The 19883-nt window shown below is 41.5% G+C and carries 13 protein-coding genes and 1 other RNA gene; 7 read left to right on the forward strand and 7 right to left on the reverse strand.

Going from position 1 to position 19883, the window contains the following annotated elements:
• Nucleotides 1-63 precede the first annotated feature (63 nt).
• From FPK91_RS17630 to zapA, 4 genes are all read right to left on the reverse strand, one after another.
• Complete coding sequence (locus tag FPK91_RS17630) at nucleotides 64-2553, reverse strand: hypothetical protein (RefSeq protein WP_144212890.1); 2490 nt, start codon at nucleotides 2551-2553, stop codon at nucleotides 64-66.
• Nucleotides 2554-2584: 31 nt separating this feature from the next.
• Nucleotides 2585-4039, reverse strand: coding sequence for a glycerophosphodiester phosphodiesterase (locus FPK91_RS17635; RefSeq protein WP_144212892.1), 1455 nt, complete (start codon nucleotides 4037-4039; stop codon nucleotides 2585-2587).
• Between the two features lie 319 nt (nucleotides 4040-4358).
• A non-coding RNA gene (ssrS, locus tag FPK91_RS17640) (6S RNA) lies at nucleotides 4359-4540 on the reverse strand.
• 83 nt (nucleotides 4541-4623) lie between these two features.
• Complete coding sequence (zapA, locus tag FPK91_RS17645) at nucleotides 4624-4932, reverse strand: cell division protein ZapA (RefSeq protein WP_144212894.1); 309 nt, start codon at nucleotides 4930-4932, stop codon at nucleotides 4624-4626.
• A gap of 565 nt (nucleotides 4933-5497) precedes the next feature.
• Between zapA and FPK91_RS17650 the strand changes: the two genes are divergently transcribed.
• The 6 genes from FPK91_RS17650 to gcvP all read left to right on the forward strand — a co-directional run bounded on the left by FPK91_RS17650 (nucleotide 5498) and on the right by gcvP (nucleotide 14056).
• Nucleotides 5498-6070 carry a UPF0149 family protein gene (locus FPK91_RS17650; protein WP_144212897.1) on the forward strand — a complete coding sequence of 191 codons (573 nt, stop codon included), beginning with the start codon at nucleotides 5498-5500 and terminating at the stop codon, nucleotides 6068-6070.
• Between the two features lie 364 nt (nucleotides 6071-6434).
• The gene (gene ubiH / locus FPK91_RS17655) at nucleotides 6435-7658 is read left to right on the forward strand and encodes a 2-octaprenyl-6-methoxyphenyl hydroxylase (protein ID WP_264371795.1); all 1224 of its coding nucleotides are present in this window, start codon (nucleotides 6435-6437) and stop codon (nucleotides 7656-7658) included.
• Between the two features lie 143 nt (nucleotides 7659-7801).
• Complete coding sequence (locus FPK91_RS17660; protein WP_144212901.1) at nucleotides 7802-9013, forward strand: FAD-dependent oxidoreductase; 1212 nt, start codon at nucleotides 7802-7804, stop codon at nucleotides 9011-9013.
• A 229-nt stretch (nucleotides 9014-9242) separates the two neighbouring features.
• Nucleotides 9243-10337, forward strand: coding sequence for a glycine cleavage system aminomethyltransferase GcvT (gene gcvT / locus FPK91_RS17665; protein WP_144212903.1), 1095 nt, complete (start codon nucleotides 9243-9245; stop codon nucleotides 10335-10337).
• A gap of 266 nt (nucleotides 10338-10603) precedes the next feature.
• Nucleotides 10604-10993: a glycine cleavage system protein GcvH gene (gene gcvH / locus FPK91_RS17670; RefSeq protein ID WP_144212905.1), complete on the forward strand. Its 390-nt coding sequence runs from the start codon at nucleotides 10604-10606 to the stop codon at nucleotides 10991-10993.
• Between the two features lie 174 nt (nucleotides 10994-11167).
• Nucleotides 11168-14056 carry an aminomethyl-transferring glycine dehydrogenase gene (gene gcvP / locus FPK91_RS17675; protein ID WP_144212907.1) on the forward strand — a complete coding sequence of 963 codons (2889 nt, stop codon included), beginning with the start codon at nucleotides 11168-11170 and terminating at the stop codon, nucleotides 14054-14056.
• Nucleotides 14057-14373: 317 nt separating this feature from the next.
• On the opposite strand, the gene FPK91_RS17680 is transcribed toward gcvP, so the two are convergent.
• Both FPK91_RS17680 and FPK91_RS17685 read right to left on the reverse strand, forming a co-directional pair.
• On the reverse strand, nucleotides 14374-15522 hold the full coding sequence (locus tag FPK91_RS17680) for a hypothetical protein (RefSeq protein WP_144212909.1): 1149 nt from the start codon (nucleotides 15520-15522) through the stop codon (nucleotides 14374-14376).
• Nucleotides 15515-16615 (reverse strand): nucleoid-associated protein, encoded by a 1101-nt coding sequence (locus tag FPK91_RS17685; RefSeq protein ID WP_144212911.1) that lies wholly within the window; start codon nucleotides 16613-16615, stop codon nucleotides 15515-15517. The genes FPK91_RS17680 and FPK91_RS17685 overlap by 8 nt, the downstream gene beginning before the upstream one ends.
• Before the next feature lie 493 nt (nucleotides 16616-17108).
• Here FPK91_RS17685 and FPK91_RS17690 point away from each other — a divergent pair, with 493 nt between their 5' ends.
• On the forward strand, nucleotides 17109-18086 hold the full coding sequence (locus FPK91_RS17690; RefSeq protein ID WP_144214543.1) for a transposase: 978 nt from the start codon (nucleotides 17109-17111) through the stop codon (nucleotides 18084-18086).
• Nucleotides 18087-18268: 182 nt separating this feature from the next.
• Here the strand turns inward: FPK91_RS17690 and FPK91_RS17695 are convergent, their stop codons facing one another.
• Complete coding sequence (locus FPK91_RS17695) at nucleotides 18269-19849, reverse strand: isocitrate lyase (RefSeq protein WP_144212913.1); 1581 nt, start codon at nucleotides 19847-19849, stop codon at nucleotides 18269-18271.
• Between the last annotated feature and the right edge of the window lie 34 nt (nucleotides 19850-19883).

Raw genomic sequence — 19883 nt, forward strand, 5'->3', positions numbered from 1 at the left:
CTTCCTATAAATCAATGCGTGGCTGCTAGCTGCTTAATACTCTATTCTAATAAATACAGACGTTTACAAATTGATGTTGAAGTCAGTTTCATTATCTTTTAAATACACCCATTTTCTTATGGCTGTGCGCCCTGGGGCTGTTACTTTAATGTCGTATCCTCCCGCAGGTAACATCATGCCTGCTTGATACTTAGGCTTAATATTCATTACAGCGACATTAGCGTTTGCGACATTAGTGCTAATGGTTAAAGGAAGTAGTACCGCTGCTGATGGCTTCTTTTTACTGCCAGTTGATGTCGAGTCATGTTCTGGCATCATCGCTAAATCGAAACGGTTAATCGGCTCACTGATGGCATCAAACCCATCAGTAATAAATAAGCTTTTATCAATGGATGAACCAATAGGCTGCACAATAGGTTGGGTGACCAGTAACCACTTAAGGGCAAATGAAATAGTGGCTGAATCATTCTTTTCCATTTGCTCAAAAAAGTAATGTAATGCCGAGCCTTTCATAGTGTATTGGTTACTGCCCATGGTTAATGGCACTGCGAAAATGGCTATTAACAAGGTTGCCGAAACGGCGGGCTTTATAAAGGCCTTTGCTTTATGGCTTTTCTCATTTGAGTCTTGATCTGAATTGCGGGAAACAGCGCGTTTTACTTGCACCAATTCAACTGCTTTCATTGGTAGCTTTAATACTGTCAGTAGCACTAACGCTAAGCTGATAGACATTGAAATGGGCGGGATAATGGTGGCTCGTAACGCAGATTTAGCCGTCGATTCAAAAGCGCCGCCATCTGCAAACTCAGCTTTTTGAGCCTCAAGTACATTCAGGTATTCAGTCGTTTTTCGGGCGATATTGGGTTCAATGATGTTTTGTTTAAATTCACGGTTATTCCAATCTGCTAAAGTCGGGCTAACATACAGTTCCTTCATTTGGCGTTGAATACGCTTTTGGACATCAGCTTCTTTTTGGAATTGCTGCCAGCTAAGGTTTGGCGGCATATCATTCCCTTGTTTTTTCATTGCAGAACGCCACTCTGCATTCGCTTGTTGGCGAACCTTTTTATCCACGGCATTATCAAAGCTATTACGGTCTGTTAATGACCAAGAGGCATGTAAATTTAGGCCTTTTTGTTTAAGCTTTTTATTCACTTTTATGCTGGTGAGTTCGTGGACTCTAAAAGCATGAATGGATTGAATGCCCAGAGGGTATCCACCTGATTCCTTGATAAAATCAGGTTCCATTTTCACCATTAAGACGTTTTTATAATGGTTCACATCATTGGTGTACACCATGCGATGATCTTTGAAGCCAGCATCGCCACCGGTGACAGCATCAGCCGCTTGCATGGCTGTAAACAAACCAAAGGTCATGATGCCGGTTAAAATCGAGTTGCCGACGTTTTCTGACGTCGAAATTTCTTCTCGGATTAACCAGTCATCAGGTGGAATATAAGGGATGCTATATTTGGCAATTTCTTTGTCATAACCGTTTTGTAGACGCTCAAAGCAGCGATCTTTGCTACTGCCTTTTTTCTTATCAGCACATTTATTCCGGCGCTCAAAAAAATCATGCATTTTAGGAGCAATCTTTTGTGCTCGAGATTCTACTCGCGCCTCATAAGCGTTAACGCCTTTTTGATACTGTTCCCAGCCTTGTTTCACTTGATTTTGTGTCTCTAGCCAATACTCATCCGCACGTTTTGGTGAGCTGGCAAGCGCTTTGTTGTACTTGTTAGAACCTTCGGCATATTCAGTGTATTTACCGCGTAAGGTTTGACGAAAATCATCGTAATTACCGTAATGTTCATCAAAGTTAGCCATCGCACGGTCGCGTACAAACTTTTCCATGATCATGCGTTTTTTCTGTTTTAAATCTGCCACCAGTTTATCGTCGGCATACACTAGCCCACCAAATACAGATAAAAAGGTTTTTTCCGTAGCGTTATGTTCTCTATTGGGGTCGTAATCAATACCTTCAAATTGAATCGAGTTCTCGATCAAGGCACTACGTAATACTTGCGATAAGTAAGCTTGCTGACGTTCTTCAGGTGTAGAAGCATCGATAATAAAATGATCGACCATCCATTTCTGACCGAAAAATACCGTTGGCCAGACAATAAGGGCAATCAAAGTAAAATAACCTAATGCGCGGCCGACCTTCGCGACGCGTTTGCCTTTAAGGAGTAAATCAGCCAGTAGTAAAGTGACACCAATGCCACTGATTGTTCGGCCAAATAACTCAACAGCACGTAAATCGGCTTCGCTTGAGTTTCGTCCACCGGCAACATCAGTTAACGCAGCGTTGAATACCGCTTCTGGAAATAGATAAACCACCGAGCAAATAAACATCAATAGCATCCACCAAAAAGGCTTACCCATTTTGGTTATTTGCGCTTCAACAGTTTGGGCTTTTTCAGTTTTATCAGCGATAGTCTTTTGCTTTTTCTGGACTTTTTTTAGTTCTTTTTCGGCAGATTGCATCTTTTGCTGCGTCGGGGTCTTATTCAGCAAGTTGGTTGCAAATGGGCTCTGTTTATTTTCAGTCATAATGTTTCAAGGGCTTTTATTATTAGTATTGTTATTTAGTGTTGCCATTGGGCAGCGTCAAAATGATGGTGTCGCCTGTATTGGTATCAATTTTTTCATCAGTAATCGTAGGGAAACCATGCTCTAGCAAGGGTGTTGGTGTGTTATTGGTCACTTGTTTGGTCTTATTGCTATAGATAGATTTAAGGCCTGAAGCGAGCGACAAATAATAGCCTTCTTGCTGGTAACCGAGCATTTCATCAAAGCGGTCAAAGTCGGCATCTTGTGGCAATGAGGCAATGTAACGGCCTACATTACTCAGCGGTTGATAGCGCTTAGCGGGAACAGCTGCGGTGAATAAGCGTTGGCATATTTTGTATGGCGTAGCATCAACAATGACCCCATCAGGTAATTTATTGGTTCCGAGTTTAAGTAATTGTGATTGATGGTAATCGGTGCCATTAAGCGAGTAGGTGTATACCTTCATCCCTAAACTCTTAGCACGGCTTTGCACACTTGAGTGTTGTGTGTAGCTGCGGATATCAAGATGGATCCCGGAATTACTCCCCAATTTACTGTGCAGTTTTCTTAATGACGAACTGCTGGTGTAATCCTTATATCGAGAACGATAACGCTTAGTACCGTAGCGGCCTGCTAATTCAATATTGTTTTGATTATCGAGGTAATAAGCATCATTTTTAACACCTCTTCGCAAGTCAGCACTCAACTTTTCGACACTGGTAGGGTGTCCACCTTGAATAAAGCCAAGGTAAACGTAAGGGTTAATGCCACGAAGTTTATATAAGATATCTTGGTCTGCGGCTGAATAATAAAAGCCGTCACCACCAATATATTTTCTTAGCATATTATCGAGTTCAACTAATTCTTGGCCATTAGCCTCAGATTTAACTTCGACATTGAGTTTTTGATTAGGCATCCGGTACGCCGCAAAGACTTTAAAAGCTTCAGCTGCGCTAATAGGGCGTTCATCAAGTAAGGCATTGGTGTCTTTATCGCGAAGCTTTAATTGTGCAAACTCTTTGCGATTCATGCGTTCAACTTTATAGCGTTCGCCCGTGTAATGAACTGTCGCACGGCCAGTTTGGCTATCATGATGATTGACCCAAGTGCCGTCCTTAAGCAACATCACATCAATTTCAACACTGTTGAAGTTGTCATTTAATGCAGAGGCGATAGCGTTATAGCTGCTTTCTGGCTGACGAAAATCACCACGGTGAGCTGAAATATCTAACTGACATTGGGAAGTGTCTAATAATTTGATATTGCCATTCTTAGTGAGATATAAGTTACGATCTCCAAGGGCAAGTTGAATATCAATAATATCTAAACCTTGATTGGCACTATCAGCAGGTAAGTGCGTGAGTGCAGCAGGAATAATATAAGTTGATTTCACCGGTTCAGGAGTGGATTTACATGCTGACAAAAATAAGAGTGAACAAAAAAAGGTGGTGTAAAAAGCAGCAGAACAAAGGGCGCGACTTGTCATAATCCATATTTACAAGTTATTAATATTACAAATGTTTATACCGTATAGCTTTCTTTAAAACAATAACAACTTTAAATTTAACAAGTGTATTAGGTTTAATTGCGATCCTACTCATATTTGTAGGTATTATTGTTGTAAATGGGTGTGATTTTGTATCTAGCTTGTGGTTTGAGTGGCTGATGTTAACTTGAGATGATGCAGGTCTCTTGGGGCTACATTTGAGCATAACTCAGAACAAGGGATTAGCATTATTAACTTGAGTGATCACGTTTAAAAAAGACATAAAAAAACCACCGAGAAGGTGGTTTAAATTATTAGATTGTTCCCCAAGATACCGACCGTGGCGCAGCCCTTGAACCGTAGGTTCAAGACGGGTAAATGTTCATATCCTAAGGCTTCTCGATACGAGCCGAGCATGCACAATGTCAATGAAAGCATTCACCCTGGGTTTGTAAGTATCGGCACAGGGACTTAACCAGCAAGCGAATATCCCAGGGAACAAAACAGGGTTGAATCAGGTACCTTTAGTGGGAAAACACACCGTAGTACATAACTCTAAAATTGTTAATCTTTCTTAATCTTTCTTAGTCGGTCTTAGCTGTTCGTTCAATCAGCGAGTTTTCTAACGTTGATTGTAATAACGAAATACGCTCATCCATTTGCGCCATATACTGCTTATTCTTCTGCTGCTCTTCATGCAACTCGTAACCAATATTTAGCGCGGCCATAATGGCTAATTCTTCGCGACTTAAATTGTTGGTACGTGTTTTAAGCGTAGAAAGCTGCTGCTCGACGCCTTTGGCAATCAAGCGCAAAGCATCCTCTTGTCCTCTTGGACAATTAATCGAGTAGGTGCGCCCTAAAAGGGAGATATCAATGGCACTATTACTCATGCTTCGCTGAAGATCCTTATTTGTCAAAAAATAAAAATTGTAGCAGGTTAACGACTTACCTAGCTATAACGCGTTAGCATTAACGCTTTTATCACACAGGATAACGGTTTTAAGTCTATTTGCGGACTATATAGCGCTACTATTAAAAGTGCAAGGTAACTCGATGCCTTTAGGGCTTATTTGCTTGTTGTCTGAGCATAATTAATCACTAAGTTACGATTCAACTTACGCGCAGTACATCAACTAACCTGATACCAATCCCGCTTATCTTCATTTTCAGCAAAAGGTGACGCACTTAAGAGTACTCGCTTTGGCACAAATCGCTTAGTTGATTGCGTTATATTCGAGACCAATAATATTAGCTTGGGTTATTAAAGCAGGCTAAGTGATTGAATAATGACTGATGGTTAACCGTTCTAGTAACTGAATAAACGCGTAACTGAGATTCACAGGACAGATCTTTAACTTATTTGGGTTTATACTTACCAAATTACACCGAAGAGTTTGGTAGCAGATATTAACTCTGCTAGCATTGCATCTGATCGAATATAAACGGAAAAATATCATGGCAACCCCTCCTTCTTTATGTATTGAAAATCTTAAAAAAGCATTAGATTCAGCTGAAATTGGTCAGCATCCCGTTGAGGTGCATGGCGCATTAGTCGGCTTGATTTGTGGTGGGGTAGAGCAAGCAAAGTTCGCTTGGCAAAAGCCATTACTTGAGTTAATGAATGACGGACAAGTTGTTAGCAGTGATCTGCAGCAATTAATCAATGAGTTATTCCAAGACACCGCCACCCGTTTAGGTGATGCTGAATATGGATTTACGCCGTTATTACCCGAAGAAGAAGAGCCGCTTAGCACACGCCTAGAGTGTTTAGCATTATGGGTGCAAAGCTACCTAACCGCTATTGCACTTATTCAGCCAAAACTAAATGGTGCTTCAACTGACGTACGTGAAATTATTCAAGATTTAGGTGCTATTGCCCAAGTTGAGTTTGATGTAAGCGATGACGATGAATCTGAAGCCGCCTTTATTGAGCTGCACGAGTTTGTCAGAATGGCCGCGATATTATGTTATTCAGAATTTGGCCCAGAAATGCCAATAGATGAAGAAGCCGCAGCGCCATTACACTAGTTCAACATAGATAACAGATTATCGCTTATTACCATGGGCTATCTTGCCTATGGTAATAACGCCGTTGCTTCACTTTATAGTGAAAGTCGATTCGCAATGATCGTTAATCATATCGAAAAAGCTAATACCAGTATCAAAACCAAGAGCAACAGCAAAACTAGCATCAAGACTAACACTAAGAGCAACAGCAAAACTTGCACCAAGACCAACAGCAACCATAACAAAAAGAACAGGCTTTATGACTGAGTTAAACGCGAATACTAATGCTGCCCAACCTTCGACTGCCAAAGCAACGACTGCCACAGCAACGACTGCCAAATCAGCATTGCCACAACAGGTCGATATCACCATTGTTGGCGGCGCTATGGCTGGTGCCAGTTTAGCGCTGGGTTTAGCCAAATTATCAGAAAAATTATCCGCTAAACATGCAGGTCTTTTAAATCGTCCTATTTCTATCGCCCTAATTGAAGCGGTAAAACCCGATGATAATCATCCGGGATTTGATTCTCGCTCCATTGCCATTGCTCACGGTTCGGTGTTTGAGTTAACTCAGTTGGGTATTTGGCCAAGCATTGAAAGCCTTGGAACTGACATTGAAAATATTCATATCTCAGATCGCGGCCACTTTGGCATGACCGAACTCAATGCTGAGCAATTTGGTTTACCGTCAATGGGACAAGTGGTTGAGCTGGCTAAAGTCGGTAAAGTCTTGTTTGAACAAGTTCAACAAGCAGATATTAAGCTATATTGCCCAGCAAGCCTTGCCAAGCTAGACACAGATGGTCACACATTAACCCTCGATAATGGTCAGCAAATTCGCACTCAATTATTAGTTGCTGCAGACGGTGCAAATTCCAAAGTACGCCAGGCATTAAAACAAGATGTCACCCAAGTTGAATTTGAACAAGTGGCGCTGGTGGCCAATGTACAAACCGACAAGCCCCATGATAGTTGGGCCTATGAGCGCTTTACCGATACTGGGCCATTAGCCTTATTACCTATGGCGACCATCAATGGCAAAACTCGACTGTCATTAGTATGGGCGTTAGATGCTGAGCGAGCCCAGCAACTGAAACACACCGATAAAGCCGATTTTTTAGCTAAGCTGCAACAGGCTTTTGGCAATCGCGCCGGGCGCTTTACAGATGTTGGTGAACGCGTCAGTTACCCGTTAACCTTATCGTATATGCCAAGACCTATTTACCATCGCACTGTGTTTATTGGCAATGCCGCGCAAACATTACATCCAATAGCAGGCCAAGGTTTCAATTTGGGTTTACGTGATGTGGTTGGATTAATAGATGCTGTTGAAACAAGCATTAAAGCAAGCAATAAAGCCAGCACTGAAGCGAATAAAAGTGCTAGTTCTTTCGACTTTGGCCATAACGATATCATTCATGCTTACCTAGCAAAGCGCGAACAAGATAGACAAACCACCATTAACAATGTTGAATTTTTAGTGCGCGGCTTCTCAAATCAATACTGGCCATTAGTGGCAGGGCGCAGTTTAGCGTTAAGATTATTATCTTGGTGTCCGCCATTAAAAGCGCCTATTGCCCATAAGGCTATGGGCTGGAAAAGCGCTTAAGTTTAAGGCTTAAGTTTAAGGCTTGAGTAAGACAGCAAAGCAGCAAAGAAGGAAGACTGAAAGACGATAAACCAGTTTCTTTACCGTGAAATAAAAACGCATTCAACAAACCCATTGATAACCCAATAGAATGAAGGATTAACATGTTTCAAACTCAAACCTATGATGTAGCCATTGTTGGCGGTGGTATGGTTGGCTTGGCAACAGCAATCGGTTTAGCCGAAGCAAATCTTAAGGTCGTGGTTATCGATGCAGGCCAAACTGAAGCGGTATCAGGTGAGCCTCGCTTGCGGGTTAGCGCCATTAATAAAGCCAGTGAGCGCCTCCTGACTAATTTAGGTGCTTGGCAATATATTGATACCGAACGTGCTACGCCTTATTCAAAAATGGCCGTGTGGGACAAAGACGGCTTAGGCAAAATTGCCTTTGACGCCGCCAGTATCAGTGAGCCATCTTTGGGCGCAATTATCGAAAACCAATCAATCAGTTTTGCCTTGGCCAAACGCACCGCAGAATTATCCAATATTACTCACCTTGAAGGTCAGCGCTTAGATCGCATCGCCTTTGGTGAACGAGAGTCGTGGTTAACCCTAGATAACGGCGACAACTTAAGCGCCGCCCTCGTGGTTGCAGCTGATGGCGCCAATTCTTGGGTACGCACACAATGCCAAATTCCATTAACCTTTTGGGATTATGGTCATCATGCCATTGTTGCCACTATTCGTACCAGCGAGCCACATGATGCTACCGCCCGCCAAGTGTTTTTAGCTGACGGCCCATTAGCCTTATTGCCATTATATGAAGACAACTTAAGCTCAATTGTGTGGTCAGTATCGCCAGAGCAAGCAGAAGAGTTATTAGCCTTATCAAGCGAAGAGTTTTCAAAAGCCTTAACCGCCGCTTCTGACGGTCGCGTCGGTATTTGTGAACTGGTCAGCGAGCGACAATCTCATCCGCTACGTATGCGATATGCCCGTCATTTTGCTCGCCACCGTTTGCTATTGGCTGGTGATGCAGCCCATACCATTCATCCATTAGCAGGTCAGGGCGTAAACCTAGGCTTTTTAGATGCCGCTAGCATCATTGAAACCATTAGCGAATTACATGATGCAGGTAAAGATATTGGTGATTATGCTAACTTACGTGCACTTGAGCGCTGGCGAAAAGCCGATGCCATTGAAATGATCAGCGCAATGGAAGGTTTTAAAAGACTATTTTCTGGGAACAACCCCATCAAAAAAGCCTTTAGAGATCTGGGCTTAAACCTGGTTGATAATGTCGCTGGACTAAAAACAGTGTTCATCAAACAGGCTATAGGCAATAAAGTGAAACTTCCTAAACTCTGTCGCGACTAAAATTCAAACGCACTTCGGCCTAAAACTTGTTATATATCAGGGGATGGGCGGAAGTGGATGAAATTCTTGTAAAAAAACTACATTCCTCGCATTAGTTAAACTAATGTTAAAATCTCGGATTAGAAAATTTCCTACTATACAAAATTGACTCTATGGGTATAATTTTGGCGCATTTATAAAATGCCTTCATTAGTTTTACCTGCTGAAGGCTCATAAAAAAGAGATAATAATGGCTAATAAAACTGTACTCTTTAACAAGCACTTAGAATCAAAAGGCAAGATGGTAGATTTCCACGGTTGGGATATGCCTCTAAACTACGGTTCACAAATCGAAGAACATAACGCCGTGCGTCAAAACGCAGGTATGTTCGATGTATCACACATGACCGTTGTCGATGTGACCGGTACCGATGCTTGTGCATTCCTACGTAAATTATTAGCAAATGATATTGCTAAGCTAAAAGTTGCTGGTAAGGCGCTTTATAGCGGCATGCTAGATGACAATGCTGGCGTCATTGACGACCTTATCACTTATTATCTAACTGATACCCATTACCGAGTGGTTGTTAACTCAGCAACACGGGTAAAAGATTTAGCATGGATGGATAAACAATCTGCAGGCTTTGAGGTGACGATCACCGAACGTCCTGAACTTGCCATGATTGCCGTTCAAGGCCCTAACGCTAAAGCCAAAGCTGCGACCGTATTCAGCGCTGAGCAAAACGTAGCCGTTGAAGGCATGAAGCCATTCTTTGGTGTTCAAGCTGGTTCACTGTTTATTGCCACTACCGGTTACACCGGTGAAGTCGGCTACGAAATTATCGTACCTGAAGCAGAGGCAGAAGCTTTATGGCAAGCACTACTAGAAGCAGGCGTACAGCCTTGTGGACTTGGTGCTCGTGACACCCTGCGTTTAGAAGCGGGCATGAACCTTTATGGTTTAGACATGGACGAAACCGTCAACCCGCTAGCCGCAAACATGGGTTGGACCATCGCATGGGAACCAACAGACCGTGACTTTAATGGCCGCGCAGCATTAACCGCCATAAAAGCCGCTGGACCTGACAAATTAGTCGGCCTAGTGATGGAACAAAAAGGCGTACTTCGTCACGGCATGCCAGTATTCTTTACTGATGCAGACGGTGTAGAGCACGAAGGTTCAATCACTAGCGGTACATTCTCGCCAACCTTAGGTTACTCAATTGCGATGGCAAGAGTACCAAAAGGCATCGCAGATACGGCAGAAGTTGAAATGCGTAAAAAGCGTGTAGCTGTTAAAGTAATAGCACCGAGCTTTGTACGTAACGGCAAACAAGCATTTTAATGTTAGTGCTAAATGCGGGTTAAATAGGTTAACTTTGTTGTCGCCTGTACTCATTGGCTTGATATTGACATAAAAACTATCAACTCCGTGCAGGCTCCTAAAATTAAACCGATTTCACAGCGCATTTTACGACTAACCTATTTTGGTATATTGATTTTTTAGGTAAAATCACCAATGAATAAAGTAGTAGTGATTAAGTCTTTATACCAAATACTCGAATAACACTAACGATTACGCGTTAATTTATAGATATAGGAATTACGACAATGAGCAACATTCCAGCTGAACTTAAATATGCTTCATCTCATGAGTGGATCCGTAAAGAAGAAGACGGAACTTACACTGTCGGTATCACTGAGCATGCACAAGAGCTATTAGGTGATATGGTATTCGTAGAATTACCAGAAGTTGGCGATACCGTCACTGCTGGTGAAGATTGCGCAGTCGCTGAATCAGTAAAAGCGGCTTCTGACATCTACGCACCGATTTCAGGTGACGTGATTGCCGTAAACGAAGCATTAGAAGATTCACCAGAGCTTGTAAACAGCGATGCATTTGGTGAAGGTTGGTTCTTCCGCGTTCAGCCATCAGATGAAGCTGAAACCGCTAACTTGCTCGACGCAGCAGGTTACCAAGAAGTGATTGACGAAGAATAAACGTCAACGCTAAAAGAAGCTCCCTTGGGAGCTTCTTTTGTTTAGCCTATAAAAAGTTTTAATGAAAAACGATCCACTTGTTACTCATTAAAGTATTGCACCACAACATTTTTTCCTAGACCAGCTATTCAGCCCTACAGCAAAAATACTGGCAGATTTGGAACACGATTTCTCATGACAAAGCAGACCCTAACTCAATTAGAGCAACACGAATTGTTTTTAAGCCGCCATATCGGCCCAAGCCAAACTCAACAGCAAGAAATGTTGAATTTTGTTGGCGCAGAATCGCTTGAAGACTTAACCGCACAAACCGTGCCTGGTTCAATTCGTTTACCGCAAGAATTGACCATTGGTGATTCATGTGGCGAAGCAGAAGGCACCGCCTACATCCGTGGCATAGCAGACAAAAACAAAGTCTTTAAAAGCTATATCGGTATGGGCTACTACGGTACAGAAGTGCCGAATGTCATATTACGAAACGTGTTTGAAAATCCGGGTTGGTACACAGCGTACACCCCGTACCAGCCAGAAATCGCCCAAGGCCGTTTAGAAGCAATTCTTAACTTCCAACAAGTGTCGATGGACTTAACTGGACTTGATCTCGCCTCAGCATCATTACTTGATGAAGCAACCGCCGCCGCTGAAGCAATGGCCATGGCCAAGCGTGTATCAAAAGCCAAAAAAGCCAACATCTTTTTCGTGGCAGACGACGTATTCCCACAAACATTAGACGTAGTGCAAACTCGCGCAGAATGTTTTGGTTTTGAAGTTATCGTTGGCCCAGCAAACGAAGCTGCTAACTACGAGCTATTCGGCGCATTATTCCAATACACTAACCGCTTCGGTGAGATTAACGACAACACTGAGTTGTTTGCTAAACTTGCACAAAAGAAAGCCATCATCACGGTTGCTGCCGACATCATGTCACTGGTATTACTTAAATCACCAGGGTCTATGGGCGCAGATATCGTCTTTGGTAGTGCCCAGCGTTTTGGCGTACCAATGGGCTACGGCGGACCACATGCGGCCTTCTTCGTTGCCCGTGATGCACACAAACGTTCAATGCCAGGTCGTATTATTGGGGTATCAAAAGATACTCGCGGTAATAAAGCCCTGCGTATGGCGATGCAAACCCGCGAGCAACATATCCGCCGCGAAAAAGCCAACTCAAACATTTGTACTGCGCAAATCTTATTAGCGAATATGGCGTCGTTCTACGCGGTATTCCACGGCGCTGTTGGCCTTAAAAATATCGCCAGCCGTATTAACCGTTTAACTGACATCTTAGCAGTCGGCCTAAAAGCCAAAGGCGTAGCGTTAGTTAACAACACTTGGTTTGACACTCTTTCATTATCAGGTCTTGATGTTGATGCGGTTAACGCACGTGCATTAACTGCTGAAATGAACCTACGTATCGACAGCGACGGTATCGTCGGCATCAGCCTTGACGAAACCACCACCCGTGACGATATCGCTCAGTTATTTGATGTCATCTTAGGTGCTGACCACGGTCTAGACGTAGCAATACTCGATGCTGAAATTCTGGCTGGAGCAGTGCAATCAATCCCTGCAGAGCTAATCCGTCACGACAAGATATTGTCTCACCCAACATTCAGTAGCTACCAAAGCGAAACTGAAATGATGCGTTACATCAAGCGTCTTGAGAATAAAGATTTAGCCTTAAATCACTCAATGATTTCGCTGGGTTCTTGCACCATGAAGTTAAACGCAGCCGTTGAAATGCTGCCAGTAAGCTGGCCTGAATTTGCCAACATGCACCCATTTTGCCCGCTAAACCAGGCAGAAGGTTACACCCAGTTAATTAACGAATTGTCAGACTACTTGGTTAACATTACTGGCTACGATAACGTCTGTATTCAGCCAAACTCGGGTGCACAGGGCGAGTACGCTGGCCTGTTAGCGATTAAGAAATATCACGAATCACGCAGCGAAGGACACAGAGACATCTGTTTAATCCCGCAATCTGCTCACGGTACTAACCCCGCTTCTGCCCAGCTTGCTGGTATGAAAGTGGTCGTTACTGCCTGTGATAAAGACGGTAACGTTGACGTTGAAGACTTACGCGCAAAAGCGGCAGAGCTTGCAGACAACTTATCGTGCATCATGATCACTTACCCATCGACCCACGGTGTGTATGAAGAATCAATTAGCGAGATCTGTGAAATCGTTCACCAGTACGGCGGTCAAGTTTACCTTGATGGCGCCAACATGAACGCTCAAGTTGGCCTTACATCACCGGGCTTTATCGGCGCTGACGTATCGCACCTTAACTTGCACAAAACCTTCTCGATTCCACATGGCGGCGGCGGACCAGGTATGGGCCCAATCGGCATTAAAAAGCATTTAGCGCCGTTTGTAGCAGGTCACCAAATCGTAAAACCTGGCCGCGAAAGCGACCACAATGGCGCAGTATCAGCCGCGCCATACGGCAGTGCTAGCATCCTACCTATCAGCTGGATGTACATTAAGTTGTTAGGCACTAAAGGGGTTAAGCAATCAACCCAAATGGCATTGCTAAACGCTAACTACGTGATGAAGAAATTGTCAGGTCATTACCCAGTATTATTTACTGGCCGTAATGAGCGCGTAGCACACGAATGTATTATTGATTTGCGCCCACTTAAAGAAACATCAGGCGTCACTGAAATGGACATTGCTAAGCGTCTTAACGACTATGGTTTCCATTCGCCAACCATGAGCTTCCCAGTAGCGGGCACCTTAATGATTGAGCCAACAGAATCAGAGTCAAAAGTTGAGCTAGACCGTTTCGTTGAAGCCATGATAGCCATTCGCAATGAAGTGGCTAAAGTCGAGTCTGGCCAGTGGCCACAAGACAACAACCCACTGCACAATGCTCCGCATACTATGGCAGACATTATGGACCCAGCGTTTGATTCACGTCCTTACAGCCGTGAAGAAGCCGTGTTCCCATCAGCAGCGGTTAAGGCGAATAAGTTCTGGCCAACGGTTAATCGTATTGATGATGTTTATGGTGACAGAAACTTGATGTGTAGTTGTGTGCCAATCGGTGACTACGAATAAAGATAATGGCTACTTGGCCTCGATAATACGGCTTCAGTTTAAGCTTTTCGCTGCTCATTGACACCAGTCAACTCCGCGGCGAAAACCTCAAACTTCCTTGTCTTATCATCGGCGGTAACGCCATTAGGAGTAGCTGGCTTTGTTGAAGTTTAGCTATTTATCAAAGTAAAAAAGCGACCGATGGGTCGCTTTTTTGTTGGCGAATTTAGTTTACTCTGGCCGATTCTACTGTCTGATGTTCACTTTTTTACATTTTGTTGTATCGTTTTAATAGTTCTTGATCATATAGTCTAACTAGATAATTATAGAGATAAAAATTACATTTTTTCAAAAAGAACAGCAACGATGACATAAGTTGAAACTAAGATAATAATAAAGTTTTTTAACTTTTTTATTTCACTTTTACAATCTTCAGCAGTATCTTCAACTGATTTTATTGCAGCATTGATTTTTTCTAAAATTGTTTGTTGTGCAAAGGTGTTTTTTATATCAGTAGTTCTTTTTTTATAAATACTTAATTTTGTAAGTGTATTTTCAGTTACTCGTGTAATAAATTTGGTTTTGCTTTTAAGAGAGCTAAAGACAATTGTAAGCGCTAAGACGGTGCTGAATAATAAAGCTATACTTATGCCTTTATCAGCCCCTCTGAATGCTGAAGCAAGTATTACTGCTCCAGGAACAGCCAATGCTTGTACGTAAAATCCTTGAATTTGCTCTTCAACCTTACTTATAAAATCGCCTACATCATCTTCTAAGTCTTTAATGAAATCCTCAAATGAGAAACTTCTTAAATAGGTTTCGTAGTTTTTGTGAAATGTATTTAGAAGTGTTTCTCCTAGGCTTAGTATTTCAATAAGTGGAATGTTTTTATTTCTAATAACCTTTAATAATGAACTTTTTAGAGTTGCTTTTTTTTCGCCTTGATGTGCATCCTTTTGTAAGCAAGATTCAAGTAACAATTTTGGATTACTTATTGATTTTATTAATTTACATATCTCTTTCTCTGACACGTCATCAATATTTATATTTAAAACTGTAGAGTTTTGATTATCATTTTTTTCTATGAAAATATAAGTTCTACCTGAGCTTAAATCATTTATAGGGTACTGATGATCTGCAATCTCATCAAAAATCTGTATCCATTTCTTATAATGTTGAGCAAACTCACCTAGTTCGATAATACCATCGCTATCTAAAATAACTTTATTATAAGAGTTATCAATTATGTCCAAATCAAGACATTCGATATGTTCTAATAATTTGTGATAATCTTTAAAAATAAAATTTATCTCTTCTATATCTACAGTGCCATTGTCGGCAATGAATTGAGAACTTGGATAAATAGCTAATGGGAATAGAATGTCAAACTTTTCTTTAGGTAGGCCTACTGATGTAAAGTAATCACCGTCAAAAGAGAATACCCCCTTAGCGTAGTATTCTATTATTTCTCTTTGTAAGTTATCCATTCTGGATTTTTATTAATTCAGCAATAATATCGGGGTTGTCTATTTTTGTCTTAACGGTAAGTTCATTATTCTGTGGGTTGAAAACAATATTTCCAACTTTACTTTTTTTACTAAACAGCGATTTTTTAAGTTTTAGGTTACCAACATCCGTATCCATAGTAATAAATTCTAAAGTTTCTCTTTCTTTTTTGCTGACACTAAATTCTTCATTGACTTTATAATCGTTGTTCTGTACAAAATCTTCGAATGAACCTTTTTTTATGTTTAAACTTTTGTCTATTCTTAACGTATTATAAATTACACCACTCAAATCTTGTAGTTTAGTCGATATCTTATTTCTTTCGTTACGTTCTATATGTGACTTGACATTTTTTTCACATAACTCTCTTTGCTTTCTTTTTAATTTTTTCTTTAATAAGAAATCATTTAATGCAGTTAAAACATTAGAGACACTTTCTTTATTCTTTATTACATCTTCAGCATCAAAAAAGTCTATAAAGTAGTCAGTAGTACCGCCAACTCCATTAATAAAAGAAACGTCAATATCTTCCTTTTGGGATATGGAATTAGTAAATTCATCTATATTAATTAGCGCTGCTTGCATCACATCATCAAAGTCTATGATCTCAGTACCTAGAGGTTCTCCATCATTTCCAAACATTAAAGCAGATTTATCTTTTAATAACATGACCAATAAATTTTCAATAAATATTGGAGTTGTGCTAGTGCTGTCCTCATGCTCTTTTTTGTATTTGAGGAATATGAGCACAAGCTTACTTTGAGCTCTTGAGCTCTTGAGAACTAAACTATTGGTTTTCTGGACTGTTTCAACTAACTCTTTAAAATCTATATTTTTTTTAGGTTTTAAATGTATCTCTAATGAAGATGCAAGGGACTTTATCTTTGGTGGGTATCCAATTTTTCCATGATTTTTTGAACGCCTTCTTACTTTAAGATCAGCTTCTTTTGCAAACTCTTGGACATAATGATTACCCAAGTTCCAATCATATACTTTACTAAAATTCCACTTTTTGGTCTGGTTATCCTGCTGATAAGGGACGCTGATACCGCCAAGCACTACGATTTTAGTCATTTAAATTCCTTACAATAATAATCAGGCTTAGAGTAAACTTTTCATTTTGTGCTTGTGTGGTTCAAGTGAACTGAGTTTTACAAGCGGATGATTGGCTTCTTCTTCCCTGAAAGGCGTTCTCTTATTAGATTAAGAGCTTGGCCTGCGTGTGTTTTTATTGGTTATACATTACGCTATTGGGTCTATTTATTGCAATGCTTTAGCGCACTGTTTTGTCCTAAATGTTGAAATAAAATCATTAAAAAGTAGTCTGTTACAGATTGTATCGTTAGTCTGCCTTTGCACATGCAGCTTCTTTTTGTTTTTGGCCGACTGATTTGTGCGACCATCGGTTTGTAGATTGGTGTGTTAAGAGACTTCATAGAAGTGTGTAGATTAGAGTTCGTTTTCATCAATTAGCTTTCATTAGAATAACATGGCCACCCACTCCAACTGGCTAAATAGTCAACACTAAACTAGGCTTTATTTATTGCTTAATAATCGGTGATTGATGATGGCCAGACCAAGGCAAACACTCGTAAGTTTAGAGGACACACCCTACTATCACTGCTGTTCACGCGTGGTGCGTAAAGCTTTTCTGTGTGGTTTTGATGCAAGTACTGGCGATAACTATGAACACCGTCGAGAGTGGGTTGATAGCCGAATTATTGAATTGGCGACGATTTTTGCCATTGATATATGTGCTTATGCAGTGATGAGTAATCATTTGCATGTGGTGTTAAAAGTGGATGCGGATAGAGCTAAAAACTGGTCTGATGAATATGTGCTTACCCAATGGCATAAAGGCTTTAAAGGCACATTGCTAACGAATAAATATATTAGAGGTGAAGCGCTTAATGAGTTTGAGTTAAAGACGGTTAATGATTGTATTACTCAATACCGCCAACGCTTGACTGACATCAGCTGGTTTATGCGCTCCTTGTGTGAACCCATTGCTCGAATGGCTAATAAAGAAGATAACTGCACTGGTCGTTTTTGGGAAGGGCGCTTTAAATCCCAGGCATTATTAGATGAAGCTGCAGTGCTGGCATGCATGGCTTATGTGGACTTAAACCCTATTCGCGCCAAGATGGCTGCAACCCCAGAAACCTCTGATTACACCAGTATCCAACGCAGAATCAACTCAGCCATGAAAGGTGAGCAACCCGCGGAGTTACTGCCTTTTGTAGGTAATGAACGCTTGGATATGCCTAATGGTTTGATGTTTAGCGTTAAAGATTACATTGTGCTAGTTGAAGATACTGGGCGGATTATTCGTAATGACAAACGCGGCGCCATAAGCGCGAGTAGTCAGGGCATTCTCAATAGGTTGAATATTCCTACTGAAAACTGGTTAAAAATCACTACTGAGTTTGGAGCCTTATTTAAAGGTGCAGTAGGGGCGTTACCTGCATTAACTGAATATTGTGAGCATTTACAGCGAAAACGGCGTCAAAGTGTGAGTAATTGCCAGCGCTGGTTGAGTGCGTAACATTGTTTGGAGTAAGCGGACTCAGACTCTGACCCTCTTAATCAGTTTGTAATCCCACTTCTTTTTGTTCAGGAGAGTTAAATACAAAAAAGCCTGAAGGTTTGCTTCAGGCTTTTTGGAGTCAGTTATCGCGAGTTTAAAAGCTCGCTATCGTCTGTAAAACAAGTCTGTAAAACGAGTCGTTAAAACTGGTTCATTGTGTTGTCTTTACCTGACGCTTTAAGCGCTTGGTCACCAGAGAAGTACTCTTTATGTGCATCGCCCATATCAGAACCTGCCATGTTTTGGTGTTTAACACAGGCGATACCTTGACGGATCTCCTTACGTTGAACATTAGCAACATAACCCAACATGCCTTGGTCACCGAAGTACTCTTTAGCCAAGTTATCAGTAGATAGCGCTGCAGTATGGTATGTCGGTAGCGTAATAAGGTGATGGAAAATACCCGCTTCACGAGCTGAATCAGCTTGGAATGTACGAATTTTTTCATCAGCTTGTATCGCAAGCTCAGTTGAATCGTAATCAACACTCATTAATTGTGCGCGGTCGTAAGCTGAAACGTCTTGTCCTGCTTCTTGCATTGCATCAAATATTTGCTGACGGAAGTTAAGCGTCCAGTTAAACGATGGTGAGTTGTTATACACAAGCTTTGCGTTTGGTATAACTTTACGGATCTCGTTAACCATTGCGCCAATTTGAGATACATGAGGCTTTTCTGTCTCAATCCACAATAGGTCAGCGCCATTTTGCAGTGAAGTAATACAATCAAGTACACAACGTTCTTCACCAGTACCCGCTCTAAACTGGAACAAACCATTTGGCAGGCGAGCAGGTTTAACGAGTTTGCCATCTTGCTGGAATACCACATCACCGTTGTTCAGTTTGGCTGCATCTACGGTTTCAACTTGAAGGAAAGCATTGTATTGCTCGCCTAAGTCACCAGGTTCATTTGTCACAGCAATTTTTTGCGTTAGACCAGCACCTAATGAGTCGGTACGGGCAACAATCACACCGTCATCAATGCCTAGTTCTAAAAAGGCGTAACGAACCGCGTTAATTTTTGCTAAAAACTCAACATGTGGCACGGTCACTTTACCGTCTTGGTGGCCACACTGTTTTACATCAGACACTTGGTTTTCTAATTGAATACAACAAGCACCCGCTTCAATCATTTGTTTTGCCATCAAGTAAGTGGCTTCTTCGTTACCAAAACCTGCATCAATATCGGCAATAATCGGTACAACATGGGTTTCGAAGTTTTCAATTTTGTCTTGAATCGCCGCTTTTTCTGACTCGTTAGCATTATCTAATTCGCGGAACAGGCCACCCAATTCACGTGCATCAGCTTGACGTAGAAAAGTGTATAGCTCTTTAATCAGCGCCGCGACAGAGGTCTTTTCATGCATAGATTGGTCAGGCAATGGACCAAACTCACTACGAAGTGCTGCAACCATCCAACCTGAAAGATATAGGTAACGACGTTTGGTGGTTAATAGATGCTTTTTAATAGAGATCATTTTTTGTTGGGCAATAAAACCATGCCAGCAACCTAGAGACTGAGTGTACTGCGATGAGTCTTTATCGTAGTTATCCATGTCTTCACGCATAATCTTAGCAGTGTACTTTGCGATGTCTAACCCAGTTTGAAAACGATTCTGAAGACGCATACGAGCGACTGATTCTGGGTTGATGGCATTCCATGCACTACCTTCTGAATTAATCAAGGTAGCAGCTTCATCGATATTACTTCTGTAGTTAGTCATGTGTATATTCCTTTAACAAATAGATAAGCGGCAA

This window comes from Shewanella donghaensis, assembly GCF_007567505.1.
Lineage (GTDB): Bacteria > Pseudomonadota > Gammaproteobacteria > Enterobacterales > Shewanellaceae > Shewanella > Shewanella donghaensis.

Excerpts from the sequence above, each read along its gene's own strand:
- FPK91_RS17630 (WP_144212890.1), bottom strand. The coding sequence starts at position 2,553 with ATGACTGAAAATAAACAGAGCCCATTTGCAACCAACTTGCTGAATAAG.
- FPK91_RS17635 (WP_144212892.1), bottom strand. The coding sequence starts at position 4,039 with ATGACAAGTCGCGCCCTTTGTTCTGCTGCTTTTTACACCACCTTTTTT.
- zapA (WP_144212894.1), bottom strand. The coding sequence starts at position 4,932 with ATGAGTAATAGTGCCATTGATATCTCCCTTTTAGGGCGCACCTACTCG.
- FPK91_RS17650 (WP_144212897.1), top strand. The coding sequence starts at position 5,498 with ATGGCAACCCCTCCTTCTTTATGTATTGAAAATCTTAAAAAAGCATTA.
- ubiH (WP_264371795.1), top strand. The coding sequence starts at position 6,435 with ATGGCTGGTGCCAGTTTAGCGCTGGGTTTAGCCAAATTATCAGAAAAA.
- FPK91_RS17660 (WP_144212901.1), top strand. The coding sequence starts at position 7,802 with ATGTTTCAAACTCAAACCTATGATGTAGCCATTGTTGGCGGTGGTATG.
- gcvT (WP_144212903.1), top strand. The coding sequence starts at position 9,243 with ATGGCTAATAAAACTGTACTCTTTAACAAGCACTTAGAATCAAAAGGC.
- gcvH (WP_144212905.1), top strand. The coding sequence starts at position 10,604 with ATGAGCAACATTCCAGCTGAACTTAAATATGCTTCATCTCATGAGTGG.
- gcvP (WP_144212907.1), top strand. The coding sequence starts at position 11,168 with ATGACAAAGCAGACCCTAACTCAATTAGAGCAACACGAATTGTTTTTA.
- FPK91_RS17680 (WP_144212909.1), bottom strand. The coding sequence starts at position 15,522 with ATGGATAACTTACAAAGAGAAATAATAGAATACTACGCTAAGGGGGTA.
- FPK91_RS17685 (WP_144212911.1), bottom strand. The coding sequence starts at position 16,615 with ATGACTAAAATCGTAGTGCTTGGCGGTATCAGCGTCCCTTATCAGCAG.
- FPK91_RS17690 (WP_144214543.1), top strand. The coding sequence starts at position 17,109 with ATGGCCAGACCAAGGCAAACACTCGTAAGTTTAGAGGACACACCCTAC.
- FPK91_RS17695 (WP_144212913.1), bottom strand. The coding sequence starts at position 19,849 with ATGACTAACTACAGAAGTAATATCGATGAAGCTGCTACCTTGATTAAT.